General features: G+C 73.1%; 11 protein-coding genes. 6 read left to right on the top strand and 5 right to left on the bottom strand.

Annotated elements, in window-relative coordinates:
• Positions 1-257 precede the first annotated feature (257 nt).
• Positions 258-1,364, bottom strand: coding sequence for a DNRLRE domain-containing protein (locus tag IE195_RS22955; protein ID WP_191275108.1), 1,107 nt, complete (start codon positions 1,362-1,364; stop codon positions 258-260).
• A gap of 1,040 nt (positions 1,365-2,404) precedes the next feature.
• Between IE195_RS22955 and IE195_RS22950 the strand changes: the two genes are divergently transcribed.
• Positions 2,405-3,760: a choice-of-anchor A family protein gene (locus tag IE195_RS22950; protein WP_191275106.1), complete on the top strand. Its 1,356-nt coding sequence runs from the start codon at positions 2,405-2,407 to the stop codon at positions 3,758-3,760.
• Positions 3,761-4,001: 241 nt separating this feature from the next.
• Positions 4,002-4,418, top strand: a complete 417-nt coding sequence (locus IE195_RS22945) for a MerR family transcriptional regulator (RefSeq protein ID WP_229826402.1) — start codon at positions 4,002-4,004, stop codon at positions 4,416-4,418.
• Positions 4,419-4,457: 39 nt separating this feature from the next.
• On the opposite strand, the gene IE195_RS22940 is transcribed toward IE195_RS22945, so the two are convergent.
• Positions 4,458-4,757, bottom strand: a complete 300-nt coding sequence (locus IE195_RS22940) for a putative quinol monooxygenase (protein WP_191275102.1) — start codon at positions 4,755-4,757, stop codon at positions 4,458-4,460.
• 34 nt (positions 4,758-4,791) lie between these two features.
• Positions 4,792-5,367 carry a PadR family transcriptional regulator gene (locus tag IE195_RS22935; RefSeq protein ID WP_191275100.1) on the bottom strand — a complete coding sequence of 192 codons (576 nt, stop codon included), beginning with the start codon at positions 5,365-5,367 and terminating at the stop codon, positions 4,792-4,794.
• Positions 5,368-5,467: 100 nt separating this feature from the next.
• Between IE195_RS22935 and IE195_RS22930 the strand changes: the two genes are divergently transcribed.
• The 4 genes from IE195_RS22930 (at position 5,468) to IE195_RS22915 (ending at position 11,986) form a co-directional block, all read left to right on the top strand.
• Positions 5,468-6,550: a serine hydrolase domain-containing protein gene (locus IE195_RS22930; protein WP_191275098.1), complete on the top strand. Its 1,083-nt coding sequence runs from the start codon at positions 5,468-5,470 to the stop codon at positions 6,548-6,550.
• 214 nt (positions 6,551-6,764) lie between these two features.
• Positions 6,765-9,845, top strand: coding sequence for an NB-ARC domain-containing protein (locus IE195_RS22925; protein ID WP_229826400.1), 3,081 nt, complete (start codon positions 6,765-6,767; stop codon positions 9,843-9,845).
• A gap of 10 nt (positions 9,846-9,855) precedes the next feature.
• Entirely contained in the window at positions 9,856-11,301 is a 1,446-nt protein-coding gene (locus IE195_RS22920) for a sensor histidine kinase (protein ID WP_191275094.1), read from the top strand.
• Between the two features lie 13 nt (positions 11,302-11,314).
• Positions 11,315-11,986 carry a response regulator gene (locus IE195_RS22915; protein ID WP_191275093.1) on the top strand — a complete coding sequence of 224 codons (672 nt, stop codon included), beginning with the start codon at positions 11,315-11,317 and terminating at the stop codon, positions 11,984-11,986.
• A gap of 128 nt (positions 11,987-12,114) precedes the next feature.
• Here the strand turns inward: IE195_RS22915 and IE195_RS22910 are convergent, their stop codons facing one another.
• The gene (locus IE195_RS22910; protein ID WP_191275090.1) at positions 12,115-14,556 is read right to left on the bottom strand and encodes an FtsX-like permease family protein; all 2,442 of its coding nucleotides are present in this window, start codon (positions 14,554-14,556) and stop codon (positions 12,115-12,117) included.
• Positions 14,550-15,302, bottom strand: coding sequence for an ABC transporter ATP-binding protein (locus tag IE195_RS22905; RefSeq protein WP_191275088.1), 753 nt, complete (start codon positions 15,300-15,302; stop codon positions 14,550-14,552). The genes IE195_RS22910 and IE195_RS22905 overlap by 7 nt, the downstream gene beginning before the upstream one ends.
• Positions 15,303-15,447: the final 145 nt, after the last annotated feature.

Here is a 15,447-nt window from a genome sequence, read left to right as displayed (position 1 = left end):
TGAGACGGACATCCCTGTCGGCTGCGCGGAATCGTCCCGTCACCGCGGACGGCCACTGCGCCCTGTGGCCGGTGCGGCTGTGGCACGACTCCTCGACCGTCCCGGGCCCCGCCCACCGTGGGGCCCGGGGAACGGCCCGCCCGACTTCCTCGGGTTGCCACCGATGCGGTCCGCGCCCGACCGGATCCGCACCGGGAGAGGGGGTGTCGCCTGTCAGCCGGTTTCCTGAGGTCGGTGAACCGGAGGGGGTGTCTTCCCTACGGCGTGGTGACCGGAGGTCCGCGGGCCCTGGGGACCGTGTCCCCGGCCTGTCGCCGGCGGTCGTCCGGAGGGGGCGGACGGCCGATGCGCTCCCCGCACAGGGCACGGTCCGGCTCACCACCGGCCGGGAGCCGAGCGCCGGAGTCCGGCTCCCGGACACGGACGCCGTCCGCTCCCCCGGACCTGGGGACGGCGTCGACGGAGTGGTCCCCGCCCTCCGCCGCCTGGTGCGGCGCGGGGACTGAGGTGCCCTCTCCGTGGACGGTGGCGTGACCGCCGGGGGACACGGCTTCCGGTGACTCGCCCGGGTCAGGGGGCGGGACCGGGGTCCGCGGCGGGCCGTGGTCGACGACCACCACCGGAGGGTTGTCACGGACGTCGAAGCGGCGCCAGGCCGCGCTCCCGGACTCGTCCCGTTCACCGAGCCGCAGGTGGATGTGGGCTTCTCCGTTGTCCACGGCCCACTGGTAGGCCTCGGTCACGTCGAACTCCACACCGCCGGTCGCGGGGCAGGCGGTGTGCCCGCCCCTGACGTTTCGGGTGTCGAGCAGAGCACGAGCCGTCGGCTGGTCGTTCCAGGTGGTTCCGGTGTGGAAGGGGTCGACTCGGTGCAACTGCACGAAGGAGTCGCTGCCGCAGTCATAGGACCACGCCACCTCCGCGCGGAGCACGGCGGAGTCCACGACGGTCTCGGAGTCGAGGGCCACCGGGAACCGGAACAGGGCCCTGCGGGTGTAGACGCGGTCCCATGCGAGGCGCCCCGTACCCACGGTGTCGGTCCCGGTGCCGCTGTGGGGGCGGTCGGGAAAGGCACGGTCCACGTAGGTCCACAGGGAGTTCCCGACCTCGGTTCGGCCACCGCCGGAGCTTCCTGGGACGCGCGACCCGTCTGCGGAGGCGCCGTCGGATCCGGCCGGCTCCGCGGGGACCTCGTCGGTCGGCGCGGTCCTGTCCTGTGCGCCGCTCCGGTCTCCGGAGGCAGCCGTGTCGTCGGGGGTGGCGGGGGCCTCCTCGCCGACTGTGCCGGGCGCGGGTCCCCCCAGCACAAGGGCCAGGGCGCAAGCCGCACCAACTGCCGTCGCGCGGGCCAGGGAACGACGCATTACGGGTAGTGCCTACACATTCCACATATGACTGAAAAGAATTCGGATGGGGCCTGTGCACCCCACTCCAACCACAAGGAATTTACCAAACACCCACAGCACCCCACAAACAGCGGGGACATAAAAGCAGACCAAAAACCAAGGTTAATGACAACAGAAACATGGACGCCAAACACCACGTCGCAACCACCCGAAGTCACGGCGTTCTTCATTCGGCAAACACCGAATACCAGTTCACTTCAGACCAAAAACCAGCACCCTCGAAGGACCGACGAACCCCCGCGTCAGCTACGCCCTCACACCAGAACGGCACCCACGCCGAAGCTGTTTCGGCCCGTTCCTCCCCTGCGGACGGACGACCCGGCTGCCGAGCACGGCGGTGGCCCGTCCGCTTTCCCGAAGACACCCGGACCCAGAAGGAGGCCAGGCCGGAAAGCGCGACGGGAGAAACATCTCCGATCCGCCCGGACACCGATTCCGGAGATCCCACGAGGAAGCAGTGACAGCAGAAGCCCTTCGTCTTGTTTCAGCGCGCCGAAAAATGCGTACACACGAGCACCAATTTCCGTGGGACCCTTTTCCGCCCCGACGGAAACCGGGCCCGCCCATCACCCCCGGGCCCACCCCTTCCGGACACCGCCCGCGCCGAGGGCGCGAGGGTCCTGAGCCCGGGGGCGGCGAACCCTCACCGAAGGACACGGCGGCACGGCAGGGAGGCAGCTCGTACCGGCCCGGCCGAGAACCGGCCGAGAAGTTGTGAGAGTTGCCATGTGAACCGGAGGGCGCCAAGGGAGAGGTGTTGTCCGCAAGGGCCTGGCCGCCAACGATGCCCGCCCCCGTGAACAGCCTGTTCGCCGGAGAGTTCACCGAGGCCCGGCCTCCGTGCCCTGGAGGCGCGGAGGGCCGCCAGTGGTTTTGATATGCCCGATTTGTGGACTTGGATGATTCCGGACCCGTCACCGCCGGAAGGCGCCTGCCGAACCCGGCGGCCGCGACGGGGTCCTTCCTCCACATCTCCCACGCTGACTAGGGAACCCCTGATGCCGGAATCCCCATCCCACTCCTCCGCTGTCCGGAGGGGCACCCACCTGAGCGGGGCCGCCCTGCTCGCCTTCGCCCTGGCCGCTCCGGGCACCGCCGCCGCAGACACCACCGTCAGCCCCCTGGCGGGCGGCAACGGCTTCCTCGTACTCGTCGAGGGCCGGGCCGAGTTGGCCGGCAACGAATCCGAGGGCCCCGTCGCCGTCGGTGGCGACCTCGCCTTCGGTTCCTACAACGTCGCCGCCCACACCCCGGGCACCTACGTGGGCGACGGTGACGAACAGCCCTCCGCGCTCGTCGTCAACGGCGGGGTGGACCTCGACGGCAGCGAAGGCCACCTCAAGGTCCTGCAGGACGGCCATGTCAAGGTCGGCGACCCCTCCGGGGCCGAGATCAGCACCACCGACGCCAACGGGGCACAGGTCTCCACCGTCGTCTCGGCCCCCGGCGGGCGCGAGTCGACGCCGCGTGTCTCCCTCACGACCGGGCAGCCCGAGGAGTCGGTCACCGCGGAGGCGTTCGACGTGGCCGCCCTGTTCCCCGAGTACCGACAGCGCGCCGCCGGCATGGCGGCCTGCCAGGGCAACCTGACCCCGGTGCGGACCGGCGACGGAGAGGAGGCGACCCCTCCCTTCGGCTCCGGGGCCAACGTGACCCTCCCCCTGGCCTCCGGGCCCAACGTCTGGAACGTGGACGCCGCGGACCTGGCGGACCTGGAGGTCATCACCTTCGAGGACAAGCCCTCGGCCGACACCCCGTTGCTGGTCAACGTCGACACCTCAGACGTCGACGGTGAGTTCGAGTGGCACACACCCAACATGGCCGGTGTCGGTCTGGCGGAGTCGCGGTACGTCCTGTTCAACTTCGGCGACGCCACCGGGGTCACCTTCACCCCCGACAGCCGCACCCTGGAGGGCACGGTCTTCGCCCCGGACGCACGCGTGCGGTGGCTGTCCCCGTCCAACATCGAGGGCGCGGTGGTCGCCGCCTCCTTCGAGCACGGTTCCCTCGCCGAGGGCGTCACCGGCAACGGTGAGCTGCACAACGGTGCCTTCGAGGGTGAACTGCCGCTCTGCTCGGGCGGCGGGGACCCGGAGACGCCGGAGAGCCCCGAGCCCACACCGCCCGCCGAGGAACCCGGGGAGCCGACCGAGGAGCCCGGCACGGAGGAGGACCCCGGGCAGGAGGTTCCGGACTCCGAGGAACCCGGTACCGAAGCACCGGCCGATGAGCGGGCCGGTGCGGACACGCTGCCGGTGACCGGCGCGAACCTGGCTCTGCTGGTGACCGCGGCCGTGGCCGCGATCGCGGGCGGGATCGCCGCCTTCGTCGTGGGCCGACGCAGGAGGGCCTGAGCCGGCCACCGCTCCCCCCTCGGCCGGATCCGGAGGGTGGGAGCGGTCCCGGCCGTGCTGGAGGCGCCCGCCGCCGACGTGTGGTCGGCGGCGGGCGCCTCTACCGTCCCCCTGGCGGTCCCGACCGTGGAAGGGGTCCGCGTTCCCCTTGGGACCCTTGGTCCGTCGCATGACGGCCGAGCGCTCTGTTCGCAGCGGAGCGGCCGTACGCCGATCCGGGCCCCGTTGTAGGTTGCGGGTCGTGACTGACGAACACGGCACCGAAGGTCTCACCGTCGCGCAGATGGCCGAGCGGACCGGGGTCTCCGGCCACACGCTCCGCTACTACGAGAGGGTCGGCCTGCTCCGGCCGGTCGGGCGTTCGGCCGGGAACCACCGCCGCTACCGGGCCGAGGACATCGAGTGGTTGCGGTTCCTGCTCCGGCTCCGGGAGACCGGGATGCCGATCGCCCGGATGCGCCGCTACGCCGAACTCCGCGAACAGGGCGCGGGCACCCTGCGCGCCCGGATGAAGATGCTGGCCGAACACCACGAAGACCTCCGCGAGCGGATCTCGCTCCTGTTGGGCCACGAGAGGGCCCTGGAGGCCAAGGTCGCGGCCTACGAGACGCTCATCGACGACCACGAGGGGAGCGAGGCGGGTGAGGGGGCCGGGTGAGCCCGGCCCCCTCACCCGGGCTGCATCACACCGGCCGTCTCATACGGGCCGCATGACCCGGTGCTCGACCACCTCGGTGAACTCGCGCTCCAGGTACGAGCGCGTGTGCTGGTACTCGAAGTGCCGCCGGAACGCCTCCTCGTCGGCGAAGACCTCCCACAGCACGAACGAACCGGGCGCTTCGGTCTCCTCGTGTACCGAGAACGCCAGGCAGCCGGGCTCGGAACGGGTCTGTTCCGCCAGGGCGCCCAGGGCGGTGCGCGCCGGTTCGACGCGGTCGGGGTCGGTGCAGCGGATACGGGCGGTGACCTCGTAGGGCGAGGCGGTGGTCTGCTTCATGCCGGGAACGTTAGGACTTCGAGCGCGCTCGAAGTCAATCCGGTTCCGGACGCGGGGCGGGTTCTGCCTCCCCCGGGCCGGCGTCCTCCTGGCGTTCGGCGTGTCGGCGGAACCAGTCGAGCGCGAAGCGGTGCGTGGCGATGCCGTAGTCGAGTGTCGCGAACTGGTGCCGGGCGACGTCGCGGAGCCCCTCGGGGATGTCCCGGCCGTCGAGGTGTTCGCTGAGTCCGGTGAGCCGGGCCAGGTCCGCCTCGATGCGCGCGGTGATGCGGTGGAGCACCGGTGCGCGCTCGTCCGGCTCCAACAGCCCGAGGAAGTAGAGCCGGGGCAGCGCCACGGTCTCCAGGTCCTGCCCGGCCGGTTCCCCCGTCATCCAGGCGCGGAACTCCTGGTGGCCGGCTTCGGTGACGCGGTACACCTTTCTCCCTCGCGCCCCGGGGTCGACGCTGGCGACCTCGATGAGCCCCTGCCTGAGCAGGTTGTCCAGGGCGCGTTTGATGCTGCCGGAACTGGCGCTGTAGAAGAGCGAGACCCCCGCCTCGAACGCCTTGACGAGGTCGTAGAGGCTCATCGGGGAGATCAGGAGCAGACCGAGGATCACATGGGACATGTCCCGAGTCTAAACCGTTGACTCTCATAGACATGTCTATTAGACATACAGAGAGCAGAACGACCCCCTCCGACCACTCCCCCAGATGAGGTGTCCTGCCATGCCCCCGACCACGACCAGCCACGCAGCGGACCGCCTGCGGACCTGGCTCGAACGGACCGCCCGCCGCCGCCACGGCATGCCCGAACCCCAGGTACTGGTCCGGGCACCCGGGTTCGGGTTCGACTTCGGCGACCTGTCCACGCCCTTCCACGCCGCCAGCGTCGGCAAGCTCATGACGGCCGTGCTCATCGCCCAGCTCACCGAGGAGGGCCGTTTCGACTTCACGACACCCCTCGGCGCGTTACTGCCCCCGGGCGACCTCACCGGCCTGCCCGCAGCCCCCGGCGCGGAGGTCGCCGCGGACGTGACGGTCGATCACCTGTTGACGCACACCAGCGGGATCCCCGACTACTTCGAACCCCCGGGCCGCGTTCGGACCGCCGCGTCGAGCAGCGCGGTCGCCGCCGACCGCGACCGCCGCTGGCGCCCCGCGGACCTGCTCGACCAGGTCCGGGGCCTCCCCGCCGCCGGACGTCCCGGAGAGCGCTTCCACTACGCGGACACCGGCTACGTCCTGCTCGGGAGGATCGCCGAGGAGGCCGCCGGCGGACGGTTCTCCGACCTCCTGCGCGAACGGGTCCTCGACCCCTGCGGCATGGCGGGCGCCTCAACGCCCTACGACCCCGACGACGCCCCCGAGGACCTCGCCGAACTCGACGTCGCGCCGTTCTGGCTCGACGGCCACGAGCTCAGCCGCGCCCGTTCCGTGAGCATCGACTGGGCCTGCGGCGGCGTCGTCGGTACCGCCGAGGACTTCCTGCGCTTCCAGCGGGCCCTGCACGGGGGACGGCTCGTCTCCCGGGAGAGCCTGGAACACCTCCTCCGGCCCCGCCGCCGGTTCCGCCGCGGCATCCGCTACGGCGCCGGCGCCATGACACTGAGGTTCGGCGAGTTCCTCCCCCCGCTGATGCGCGGCCTCCCCGAGCCGGTGGGACACAACGGTGTCTGGGCCACGCACCTGTACCACTACCCGGAGCAGGACGCCCACGTGGTGCTCAACTTCCACTCCACCCGCCAGGTGAACCCGAGCTTCATGGCGCACGCCCGCATCGCCCGGCTGCTGACCGGACTCGACCACTGACCGGTCCCGGCTGGGGCCGGACCGCCCCCGCTCTCCTGTCCCCGGGGTGCACCGCGGGTGTCCGAGGGCCGCCGATCGGGTGAACGTCCCACGGTCGGCCCCCGCACGTGTGGACACCGGCGGCCCGGCCGCAGCAGGATCGGTTCCCTGCCGGACCACCGAAAGCCCACAAGCCCGGCACACAAGGAGAATCCAGGCATGCGGGAGGGTGACGGTGAACCGACGGTCCGACGGTTCGGGCGCTCCCCCGCGTCGGCAGTGGCGACCGGTCCACACCGGACTGTTCGGCGGGCTGGCGACACTGGTCGGCCTGGGCACGGCGGCCCAGGGGGTACCCGAGCTGTTACCCGGGGACGGCGGGCTGCTGCTCGCGGCGGTCGGCCTGCTCGGCACCGGGACCGCGGTCACCGCCCAACTGCTCCTGGAACGCCTCGACCGGGCGCCCGGCTCCGATGACGCCCCGGCGCTGAGGCGCCGCCTGCCCCCGCCGGTGGACCACTTCACCGGGCACGATGCACTCATCGCGGAGCTGCTGGAACAGTTCGAGCGCTTCCCCCGCGCCGGCGCGCGCGGCCTCCTGCACCGCCCGTTCCGGCGGGTTCCGGGGCACCGCTCCCGCGGTCCGCTGGTCATCGCGGTCACCGGGGAGGGCGGCACCGGGAAGAGCCAGCTGACAGCCCAGGTCGTGGACCGGGTCGCCGACCGCTTCCCCGACGGCAAGATCGAGTTCGAGCTCTACGGCGGCGCGGACCGGGGCTCCTCGGGGCGTCGGGAGCCGCGCAGGCCCGAGGACGTACTCGCGCAGATGGTCGCCGAACTCGGCGGGCGGCCACCGGACGGCGCTTCCCTGGACGAACTCTCCGGACTGTGGAAGACCGCCACACAGGACCGCAGGCTGCTCGTCGTCCTCGACAACGCCAAGGACTACACGCAGGTGGAGCCGCTGCTCCCCAGCGGTCGGGGATGCGCCGTGCTGATCACCGGCCGCAACGGTTTCCCCGACGCCGAACAGCCCATGCTGCAGCGCGGACTCGCCCCGCTGTCCCCCCGGGAGAGCCTGGAACTGGTCAACCGGCTGGTCGAGGCATCGGGGCGGAAACTGGCCGCCGCGGACCGGGACGCCCTGCCCGAACTGGTCGGGGCCTGCCACGGGCTGCCTCTGGCCCTGTGCCTGGCGGGGACCCAGATCACCAGGCAGGACGGACCGGGCGCCGCGGACCTGCTGGACCACATGAAGGGACTGGACGTCCCCGGCCCCCGGGCCGTCGCACGATCGCTCGCCTTCAGCCTGCAGCAGTGCGAACCAGCGGAGCGGCTGCTCCTGAACAGGCTGGCCGCCACCGGGCTGACCACCTTCGCCGCATGGGCGGCCGCCGCCCTGCTGGACACCTCCGAGGACGAGGCCAGGGGGATGCTGTTGCGGATGAGCCACCGCTACCTGGTGACGTACCTGTACAGGACGGGCGGGTTCGACCGCTTCCAGCTGCACGACCGGGTCCGGGACACCCTGCTGACCGCGGGCCCGCACGTCCTGGGCGTCCCGGAGGAGGAGCGGGCGGACTGGTCCGCGGAGGCGCTCGCTCCGGCGGTGGAGCGGCTGCTCGGCGCCTTCGAACTCATCGGTGAGGCGGCCGCCCGCCGTGCGGCCCCGCACGAGTGGAACTTCGGCGCCCCGGTGCCCGGCCGGGGCGGGGAGCGCGTGGCGCCTTCGGCGTCCGTGCCCGGCCCCGCGGACCCCCTCGCCTGGTTGGAGTCCGAGCGCCGGGGTTTCGAGGTCTGTTTCCGGTGGACCGCCCCCGGCGGGGACGGTCTGCGGTTGCCCGCGCACGGATGGCGGTTGCGGCGGGCCTTCGCGGTCCTGTGTCGGACCGGGCGCACGCACTGGGACGCCGTGCGCGGAGCCACCCGTCAGGCCACCGGTCTGGCCCTGGAGATGGCGGACCCGTTCGCCTACGGGGTGGCCCTGCTCGACCGGGCCGAGGTGGCCAGCGGCCACGGCGACCACGACACCGGCTACGAGCGCGCCCTGACCGCCCTGTACGTGCTGGAGCAACTGGACCCCGCGGTGGACCCGCGCTGGTCGGCGCGGGCGCACCGGGCCATCGGGGTGAACCTGTACCGCCGCGGTGACCTGGACGACGGCCGGGCCGAGATCGAGCGGGCGGCGCGGATCTTCGAGGAGCACGAGGACCGCTGGTGGTGGGCGCGGACACTGTGCAACCTGGCCGAGGTCGACCGGTTCCAGGGGCACCTGGAGCGCGCCTACTCCCTGCTCTCCCGGGCCGAGGAGCTGCTCGTGGGCTCCCGGGACGTGCCCGAGCAGCGGGCGAGGGTCCAACTGCAGCGGGGCGAGGTGCTGCGGTTGCGCGGGTACACGCTGAACGCCTGGTTCGTGCTCGCCGACGGCCTGGAGCAGCTCTCCCAGGCCCCGAAGGAGAACTGGTACCGGGCGCGCTACCTGCGTTCGCTGGGCCAGCTGTCCACCAACGAGCTCAACCGGGAGGCCTGGGCGTGTGAGCTGTTGCTGAGCCCCGGGCGGGAACGGGACCGCCGTCGGCTGACCGCCCGGGACCCGGGATGGCCGGAGCGGCAGCGCGCCAGGGTGGCCGGGCTGTTCGTCGACGGTTCCGCCGAGTACGCGCAGCGGTGTGCCGAACCGGGGCCGGGGCGGGGACCGCTGCGCGGCCGGAGGGCGCTCAGGGACGCATGGCAGGGCGAACGGCAGCTCGAACGGCTGCGGGAGGCGGAGCAGGCGTTCGAGGAGATCGGTGATGAATGGGGGCGGTGGCGTACCTGTCTGGTGCTGGGTCAGGTGTTGCTGGCGCACGACCGCAGCCGGGGCAAGGAGGAGTTCCTGCGGGCCGCCCGGGGGTTCCGGGAGCTGGGTGACAAGTGGTGGCACGCCAGGGCCCACCGGATGGCGGCCGAGTCGTTGCAGCGGGCGGGTCGGCTGACCGAGGCCGAGGAGCTGGCGCGGGTGGCGATCGAGGGGTACCGCGGGTTGCAGCACCGCTCGGGCCAGCTGCGTGCGATGCGGCTGCTGGCCGGGATCGTGGCCCGCCGCGACCTGTTGGAGGCGTGGCGGATCCTCAACCGGGCCGAGGAGCTGGCGCGGGAGGGCGTCCGGCTGGGGATCGTGCCGGAGTCGCTGCTCGTGGAGGTGAAGGACATGCTCCGGGTCGTCGAGCACGGCTCCGACTCGGCGCTGGGCGCGAGCTCGACGGGGCGGTGGGGAAGGGCCCTTGAGGCACCCCCTGACTTTCGACGGGCGACGCGGCGGGGCCGGCCGGGTTAGTTTCCGGGGTATGCGTCCTTTCCGCGTCCCGTGGGGCCGCCTCGCCCCGGCCGCCGTGCTCGTCCTGCTGGCCCCGGCCGTGTCCTGGCCGCCGCTGCTCCTGGTCGTACCCCTGCCCGCCCTGCTCACCGGTCGCCTGTCCGGGGACCCGCGGACGGCGGGGTGGACCTGGCTGGCGGCGGCCGCCGTGGGGGCGGCGGCCCTGGCCCTCGGCGGTCAGCCCGTGGGCATGTGGGTCACCGCCGGGATCCTGGCGGTGTTCACCGTGCTGTTGCCGTGGCTGGTGGGGTTGTACCTGCGCAGCACCTCCGCGCTGGAGCGGGCGGGGTGGGAGCAGGCCCGGATCCTGGAGCGCGAGAGTGAGCTCATGGCCGAACGGGCCCGGATGCGGGAGCGCTCGCGCATCGCCCAGGACCTGCACGACGCCGTGGGGCACGAGCTGAGCCTGCTCGCCCTGGGCGCGGGTGCCCTGGAGATGGCGGAGAACCTCCCCGGGGAGCGCCGGTCCCAGGCCGGTCGGCTCCGGGAGGTCGCCGGACGGGCGGCCGATCAGCTCATGGACGCGGTCGGGGTCCTGCGCGCCGACGCTGGGGCCGCCCCGCTCGACCCGGCGGGCGACGGTGTCGCCGCGCTGGTGCGGCGTTCGGTCGAAGCCGGCATGGACGTGTCCCTGGAGCGGGAGGGCGAGTTCCGCGAACTCCCCGTGCTGGTGGACCGGGCTCTCCACCGGGTGGTCCAGGAGGCCCTGACCAACGCCGCGAAGCACGCGCCGGGGTCGGCGCCGCGGGTGGTGCTGACGGGGTCGTCGGGCGCGGTCTCCGTGCGGGTGGCCAACACCGTGGCGGCGGTCTCCCGGCCCCCGGACCGTGCTCCCGGCACCGGGAGCGGGCTCGTGGGTCTGCGTGAACGGGTGCGCCTGGTGGGCGGTGAGCTGTCCGCCGGACCGGAGGGCGGCCTGTGGGTGGTCTCGGCCCGAATGCCGGTGCGCGGACCCGGTTCCCGAACGTTCACCGGGCAGGACCATCGGGAGGATCCCGGAACGCGCCGGGCCGAGGGGGCTCCCCCGGTCCACGCGCGCCTGCTCGGCTACCGCCGGGCCCGCCGCCGGGCCCTGTGGGCGATCGGTGTGGTCGTGGGGGTCCCGGCCCTGGCTGCGGTGTCGGGGTACGTGCTGATGCTGATGCTCACGGCACACCAGGCGGCCACCGCCACCCTCGCCCCTGATGTCTTCGAGCGGTTGCGGCCGGGGCAGGACCGGGCCGGGGCGGAGGCGTTGCTCCCCGAGGGGGAGCTCTACCTGGAGCCCGCCGGGGAGGGCGCCCCTCCCAAAGCCCGGGAGGGGCTGGAGTGCCGCTACTACCGGTCCAGCGCCGACGTCTTCGCGGGCGGGCACGACCGGTACCGTCTGTGCTTCGGCCCGGAGAGACTGGTTTCGGCCGAGGTGCTGGTGAGGTGACGGGAGACCGGGCGTGATCAGGGTTCTGCTGGTGGACGACGAGGCGATGGTCCGTGCGGGTGTGCGGGCGATCCTGGCCAACGAACCGGAGATCGAGGTCGTCGCCGAGGCCTCCGGCGGCCGGGAGGGCGTCCGGCTGGCCGGGTCCCACCGCCCCGACGTGGCCCTCGTCGACATCCGGATGCCCGGGATGAACGGTCTGGACGCGGCCGCCGAGATGCGTCGGTCGGCCCCCGGGACCGCCGTGGTCATCCTGACCACCTTCGGCGAGGAGGAGTACGTGGTCCGCGCCCTCGACGGGGGCGCCGACGGGTTCCTCCTCAAGACCGGTGACCCCAGGGAGCTGCTGCTGGGCGTGCGGGCGGTGGCGGAGGGCGGCGCGTTCCTCTCCCCCAGGGTGGCCCGGCGTGTCCTCAACAGCCTCGACCACGCCCGTTCGACCGGCCGTCTGGACGCCCGGGAGCGGTTGGCCGGGCTGACCGACCGCGAGCGCGAGGTACTGGCCCTGCTGGGTTCGGGCCTGTCCAACCAGGAGATCGGCGCGCGGCTCTTCCTCGTGGAGGGCACGGTGAAGGGCCACGTCAGCACGATCCTCAAACGCCTGGGGGTGCGCAACCGGGTGGAGGCCGCCGTCCTGGCGTACGAGGCGGGCCTGGTCGGCGAGGGGCGGGGGCGGGACGCCTGAGGGGCTGACCGGATACACCGCCGGTGTGCGCCAGGGGTCCCCTCCCCGGTGATCTTGCTACCAGGGGCAACTTCGGCGCCGAAATCGCCCCTGGTAGCAAGATCACCGCGGGTCAGAGCCGGCCGCGGTCAGTCACCGCTGAGCCCTTCCGCCGGAGCGATCCGGGCGGCGCGGCGGGCGGGGAGCAGGGTGGCGACCGCCCCGATCACCAGGGCCGCGACCAGCACCAGCCCCAACCGTCCCCACGGCACCGCCACCACCAGGGGTGCCGTCCCGCCGACGATCGCGTCCACCCCGACCACCCCGTAGGGCACCCCGACCAGGACCCCCAGGACGGCGCCGAGCAGGGCGATCACCACCGCCTCGACCGCCAGCGTGCCCCGGAGCCCGCCCCTGGTCAGGCCCAGCGCCCGCAGCAGCGCCAACTCCCTGGTCCGTTCCAGGACCGACAGGCCCAACGTGTTCGCGACCCCGACGCTGGAGATGACCACGGTGACGAGCAGCATCATCAGGGCCAGGTCGACCATGACGTCGAGGACCTCGGTGATGTCGGCGCGTTCACTGAGGGCCCCACTGAGAGCGATGTCCGGGTCGGCCCCGGCGACCAGGCTCATCTGGGCGGCGAGGTCGTCGGTGTCGGCCTCCGGGGCGGCCACCCCCCACACCATGCCGTGCTCCCCGCCCTCGGCCACGGTGTCCAGGACGTCGGCGCGCACCACCGGGGCCGGGGTGCCGGAGGCGGTGGCCAGGTGGGACGGGTACACGGTGAAGGACCGCCGGGAGCCGTCCACGGTGAGTTCGACGGTCTCCCCCGCCTCGGCCCCGAGCTCCTTCAACTGTGCACCGGAGACCAGCATGACCGGGGTGTTCACCGCCTCCGCCAGCTCTCCGGCACCCGTCGCGGCGACCAGCTCGGCGGAGACCCCGACCAGGGTGACCTCGTCCAGTCCGGCCACGGTCACCCGTTCGGTGCGGGGCACCTCGACCAGTTCGAGCCCGTTGACGGCGCGAACCGCGGCAACGGTCTCCGGTGCCACCGAACCCTCGTCCACGCGTGCGCTGACCTCCACCGGGTAGCGGTCGCGCAGGTCGCTGTCGATGGTGGCGCGGCCGGTCGCGGCGGCCGTGGTGAGCGCACAGATCAGGCCGAGCCCCAGGACGAGGGCGAGCGTGGCCGTGGCCGCCCGGCCCGGGTCCCGCCGCAGGTTGGCCCCGGCCAGCTCGGGGGCGCCGCCCATCCGGCGCAACAGGGGTTCGACCGCCCCGAGGAGACGGGCGATCAGGTAGCGCAGGGTCAGGAGCAGGCCGAGCGCGCCGACGGAACCGCCGCCGACCGCCAGGGGCAGGGTCTGCTCCGCGACCCCGGCGGCCATGGCGGCCGCCCCGAGCAGCGCGGCCGCGGTACCGAGGACGTGCACCGGGCGCAGGCGCACCCCGCCCTGGAGGGGGACCGAGCGCAGGGCCTCGACCGGGGCGGTCACCGCCGCCCGCCGCGCGGGGAACCAGGCGGCGCCCACGGTGGTGACCACACCCACCAGGAAGGCTCCGAACAGGGCGGCCAACCGGACCTCGGGGCCGCCGCCGTCCAGCCCGGCCAGGGAGGCTCCCGCGTAGCCGACGCCCACGCCCGCGCACACGCCGATCAGGGAGCCGACGGTACCGACGATCAGCGCCTCGGCGACGACCAGGTTCCGTACCCGGGCCCGGTCCGCACCCACCAGGCGCAGCAGGGCGGTGTCGCGGCGGCGCTGGGAGAGCAGGATCGTGAAGGTGTTGGCGATGACCGCGGAGGCCGCGAGCAGGGCGATGAGCGCGAAGACCAGCAGAATCATGCCGAGCTGCTGTGAGCCTCCCGCGAACCGGTCTGCGGCGAGCCGGGCCTGTTCCTCCGCGGTCACCGGGTGAAGGATCTCGGGCAGGGCGGCCCCGAGGTTCGCGACGGCCTCCGGTGCGGAAACGCCGTCGGCCGTGTCGGCCAGGACGCTGAACGCGCTGTCGCCCTCGAAGTGCGCCTCGGTGGCGTAGAGCGTGTACTGGACCCCGGTCAGCGGCTGGAAGCCCGGGGCCGTCGCGCCCACCACGGTGGCCCGGGTGCCCTCCCCCTCCCGGGGCAGGATCCGCACGGTGTCGCCCACCGAGAGCCCCAGGGCGTCCAGGGTCGCGGTGTCGGCGACGACCTCGTCGGGGGCGGTGGGCCAGACGCCCTCCGCCAGGTCGAACCAGCGCAGTTCGGGCTCGTCGGCGAAGCTGTAGACGTTGGCCTCGCCCCGCCGTTCCCCGGTGGCGAGTCGGACGGTACGTGCGTGGTAGGCGGTGACGGCGCCGATGTCGGGGTGGTCGGCGACCATGTCGGTCCAGTCCGGACCGGGGTCGGTCGACTCGGGGTCGCGGTCGACGACCACGTCGGCGGCGGCCAGCGGTGCCGCGGCCACGGCGCGCATCCCGGCGTCGGAGGTCGCGGAGAACACGGCGGTCGCGGCCAGGAAGAGCGTGCCCAGGACGATGGCCAGCAGTACGGCGGCCAGCCGGGCGGGGTGGGCGCGGGTCTGTGCCCAGGCGAGGCTCAGCATCGGCTCTCCGCCCGGGCCACGGCCGCCAGGACCTGCTCGGCCGTGGGGTGTTCGAGGGTGCCGTGCAGGGCGCCGTCGGACATCAGCAGGACGCGGTCGGCGTAGGTCGCGGCGACCGGGTCGTGGGTGACCATGACGATGGTCCGACCGAGTTCGCTGCTGGCCGTACGCAGGCGTTCGAGCAGTTCACGGCCGTTGGTGACGTCGAGGGCCCCGGTGGGTTCGTCGGCGAGGAGCACCGCGGGCCGGGTGAGCAGGGCCCGGGCGAGCGCGACGCGCTGCTGCTGGCCGCCGGACAGTTCCGTGGGCCGGTGCCCCAGCCGGTCGCCGAGCCTCAGGGAGCGCACGACCTCGTCGAGGCGGTCGCGGTCCGGGCGCTGTCCGGCGAGCCTGAGCGGGAGCAGGATGTTCTGTTCCGCGGTGAGGGCGGGCAGCAGGTTGAAGGCCTGGAAGACGAAACCGATCCGCTCGCGCCTGAGCCGGGTCAGTCCCCGGTCGTCGAGCCGGGCCAGGTCCTGCCCCTCGACCAGCACGCTCCCCGAGGTGGGGGTGTCCAGCCCGGCCAGCAGGTTCATGAGCGTGGACTTGCCGGAGCCGGAGGGACCCATGATCGCGGTGAACTGCGCCGGTTCGAAGCCGAGGCTCACCCCGGCCACGGCGGTGACCGCGGTCTCTCCCACGCCGTACCGCCTGACCAGGTCGACCGTACGGAGTGTGCTGCTCCGCTGCCCTGTCGGTGTGTTCATCCGGCCCTCTCCGCCCGCACCGCGTCCCGGCCTCGGCGGCCTCGGCGGTGCCTGCTCCCTCGCGTGTCCTGCTGTGCGTCGACAACGCTAGGAATCGGCGGCCCGGGGGCGACAGTGGCGACCGACAGGGCACCACCCTGACGAA

The sequence above is a fragment of the Nocardiopsis terrae genome (assembly GCF_014651695.1).
GTDB lineage: Bacteria > Actinomycetota > Actinomycetes > Streptosporangiales > Streptosporangiaceae > Nocardiopsis > Nocardiopsis terrae.
The sequence above is the reverse complement of the archived record's forward strand: the minus strand, read 5'-3'. Positions and strand labels throughout refer to the sequence as shown.

Bases quoted from the DNA above. Each gene is read 5' to 3' on its own strand.
- IE195_RS22930 (WP_191275098.1), top strand. From the start codon at position 5,468: ATGCCCCCGACCACGACCAGCCACGCAGCGGACCGCCTGCGGACCTGG.
- IE195_RS22905 (WP_191275088.1), bottom strand. From the start codon at position 15,302: ATGAACACACCGACAGGGCAGCGGAGCAGCACACTCCGTACGGTCGAC.
- IE195_RS22940 (WP_191275102.1), bottom strand. From the start codon at position 4,757: ATGAAGCAGACCACCGCCTCGCCCTACGAGGTCACCGCCCGTATCCGC.
- IE195_RS22955 (WP_191275108.1), bottom strand. From the start codon at position 1,364: ATGCGTCGTTCCCTGGCCCGCGCGACGGCAGTTGGTGCGGCTTGCGCC.
- IE195_RS22910 (WP_191275090.1), bottom strand. From the start codon at position 14,556: ATGCTGAGCCTCGCCTGGGCACAGACCCGCGCCCACCCCGCCCGGCTG.
- IE195_RS22935 (WP_191275100.1), bottom strand. From the start codon at position 5,367: ATGTCCCATGTGATCCTCGGTCTGCTCCTGATCTCCCCGATGAGCCTC.
- IE195_RS22920 (WP_191275094.1), top strand. From the start codon at position 9,856: ATGCGTCCTTTCCGCGTCCCGTGGGGCCGCCTCGCCCCGGCCGCCGTG.
- IE195_RS22950 (WP_191275106.1), top strand. From the start codon at position 2,405: ATGCCGGAATCCCCATCCCACTCCTCCGCTGTCCGGAGGGGCACCCAC.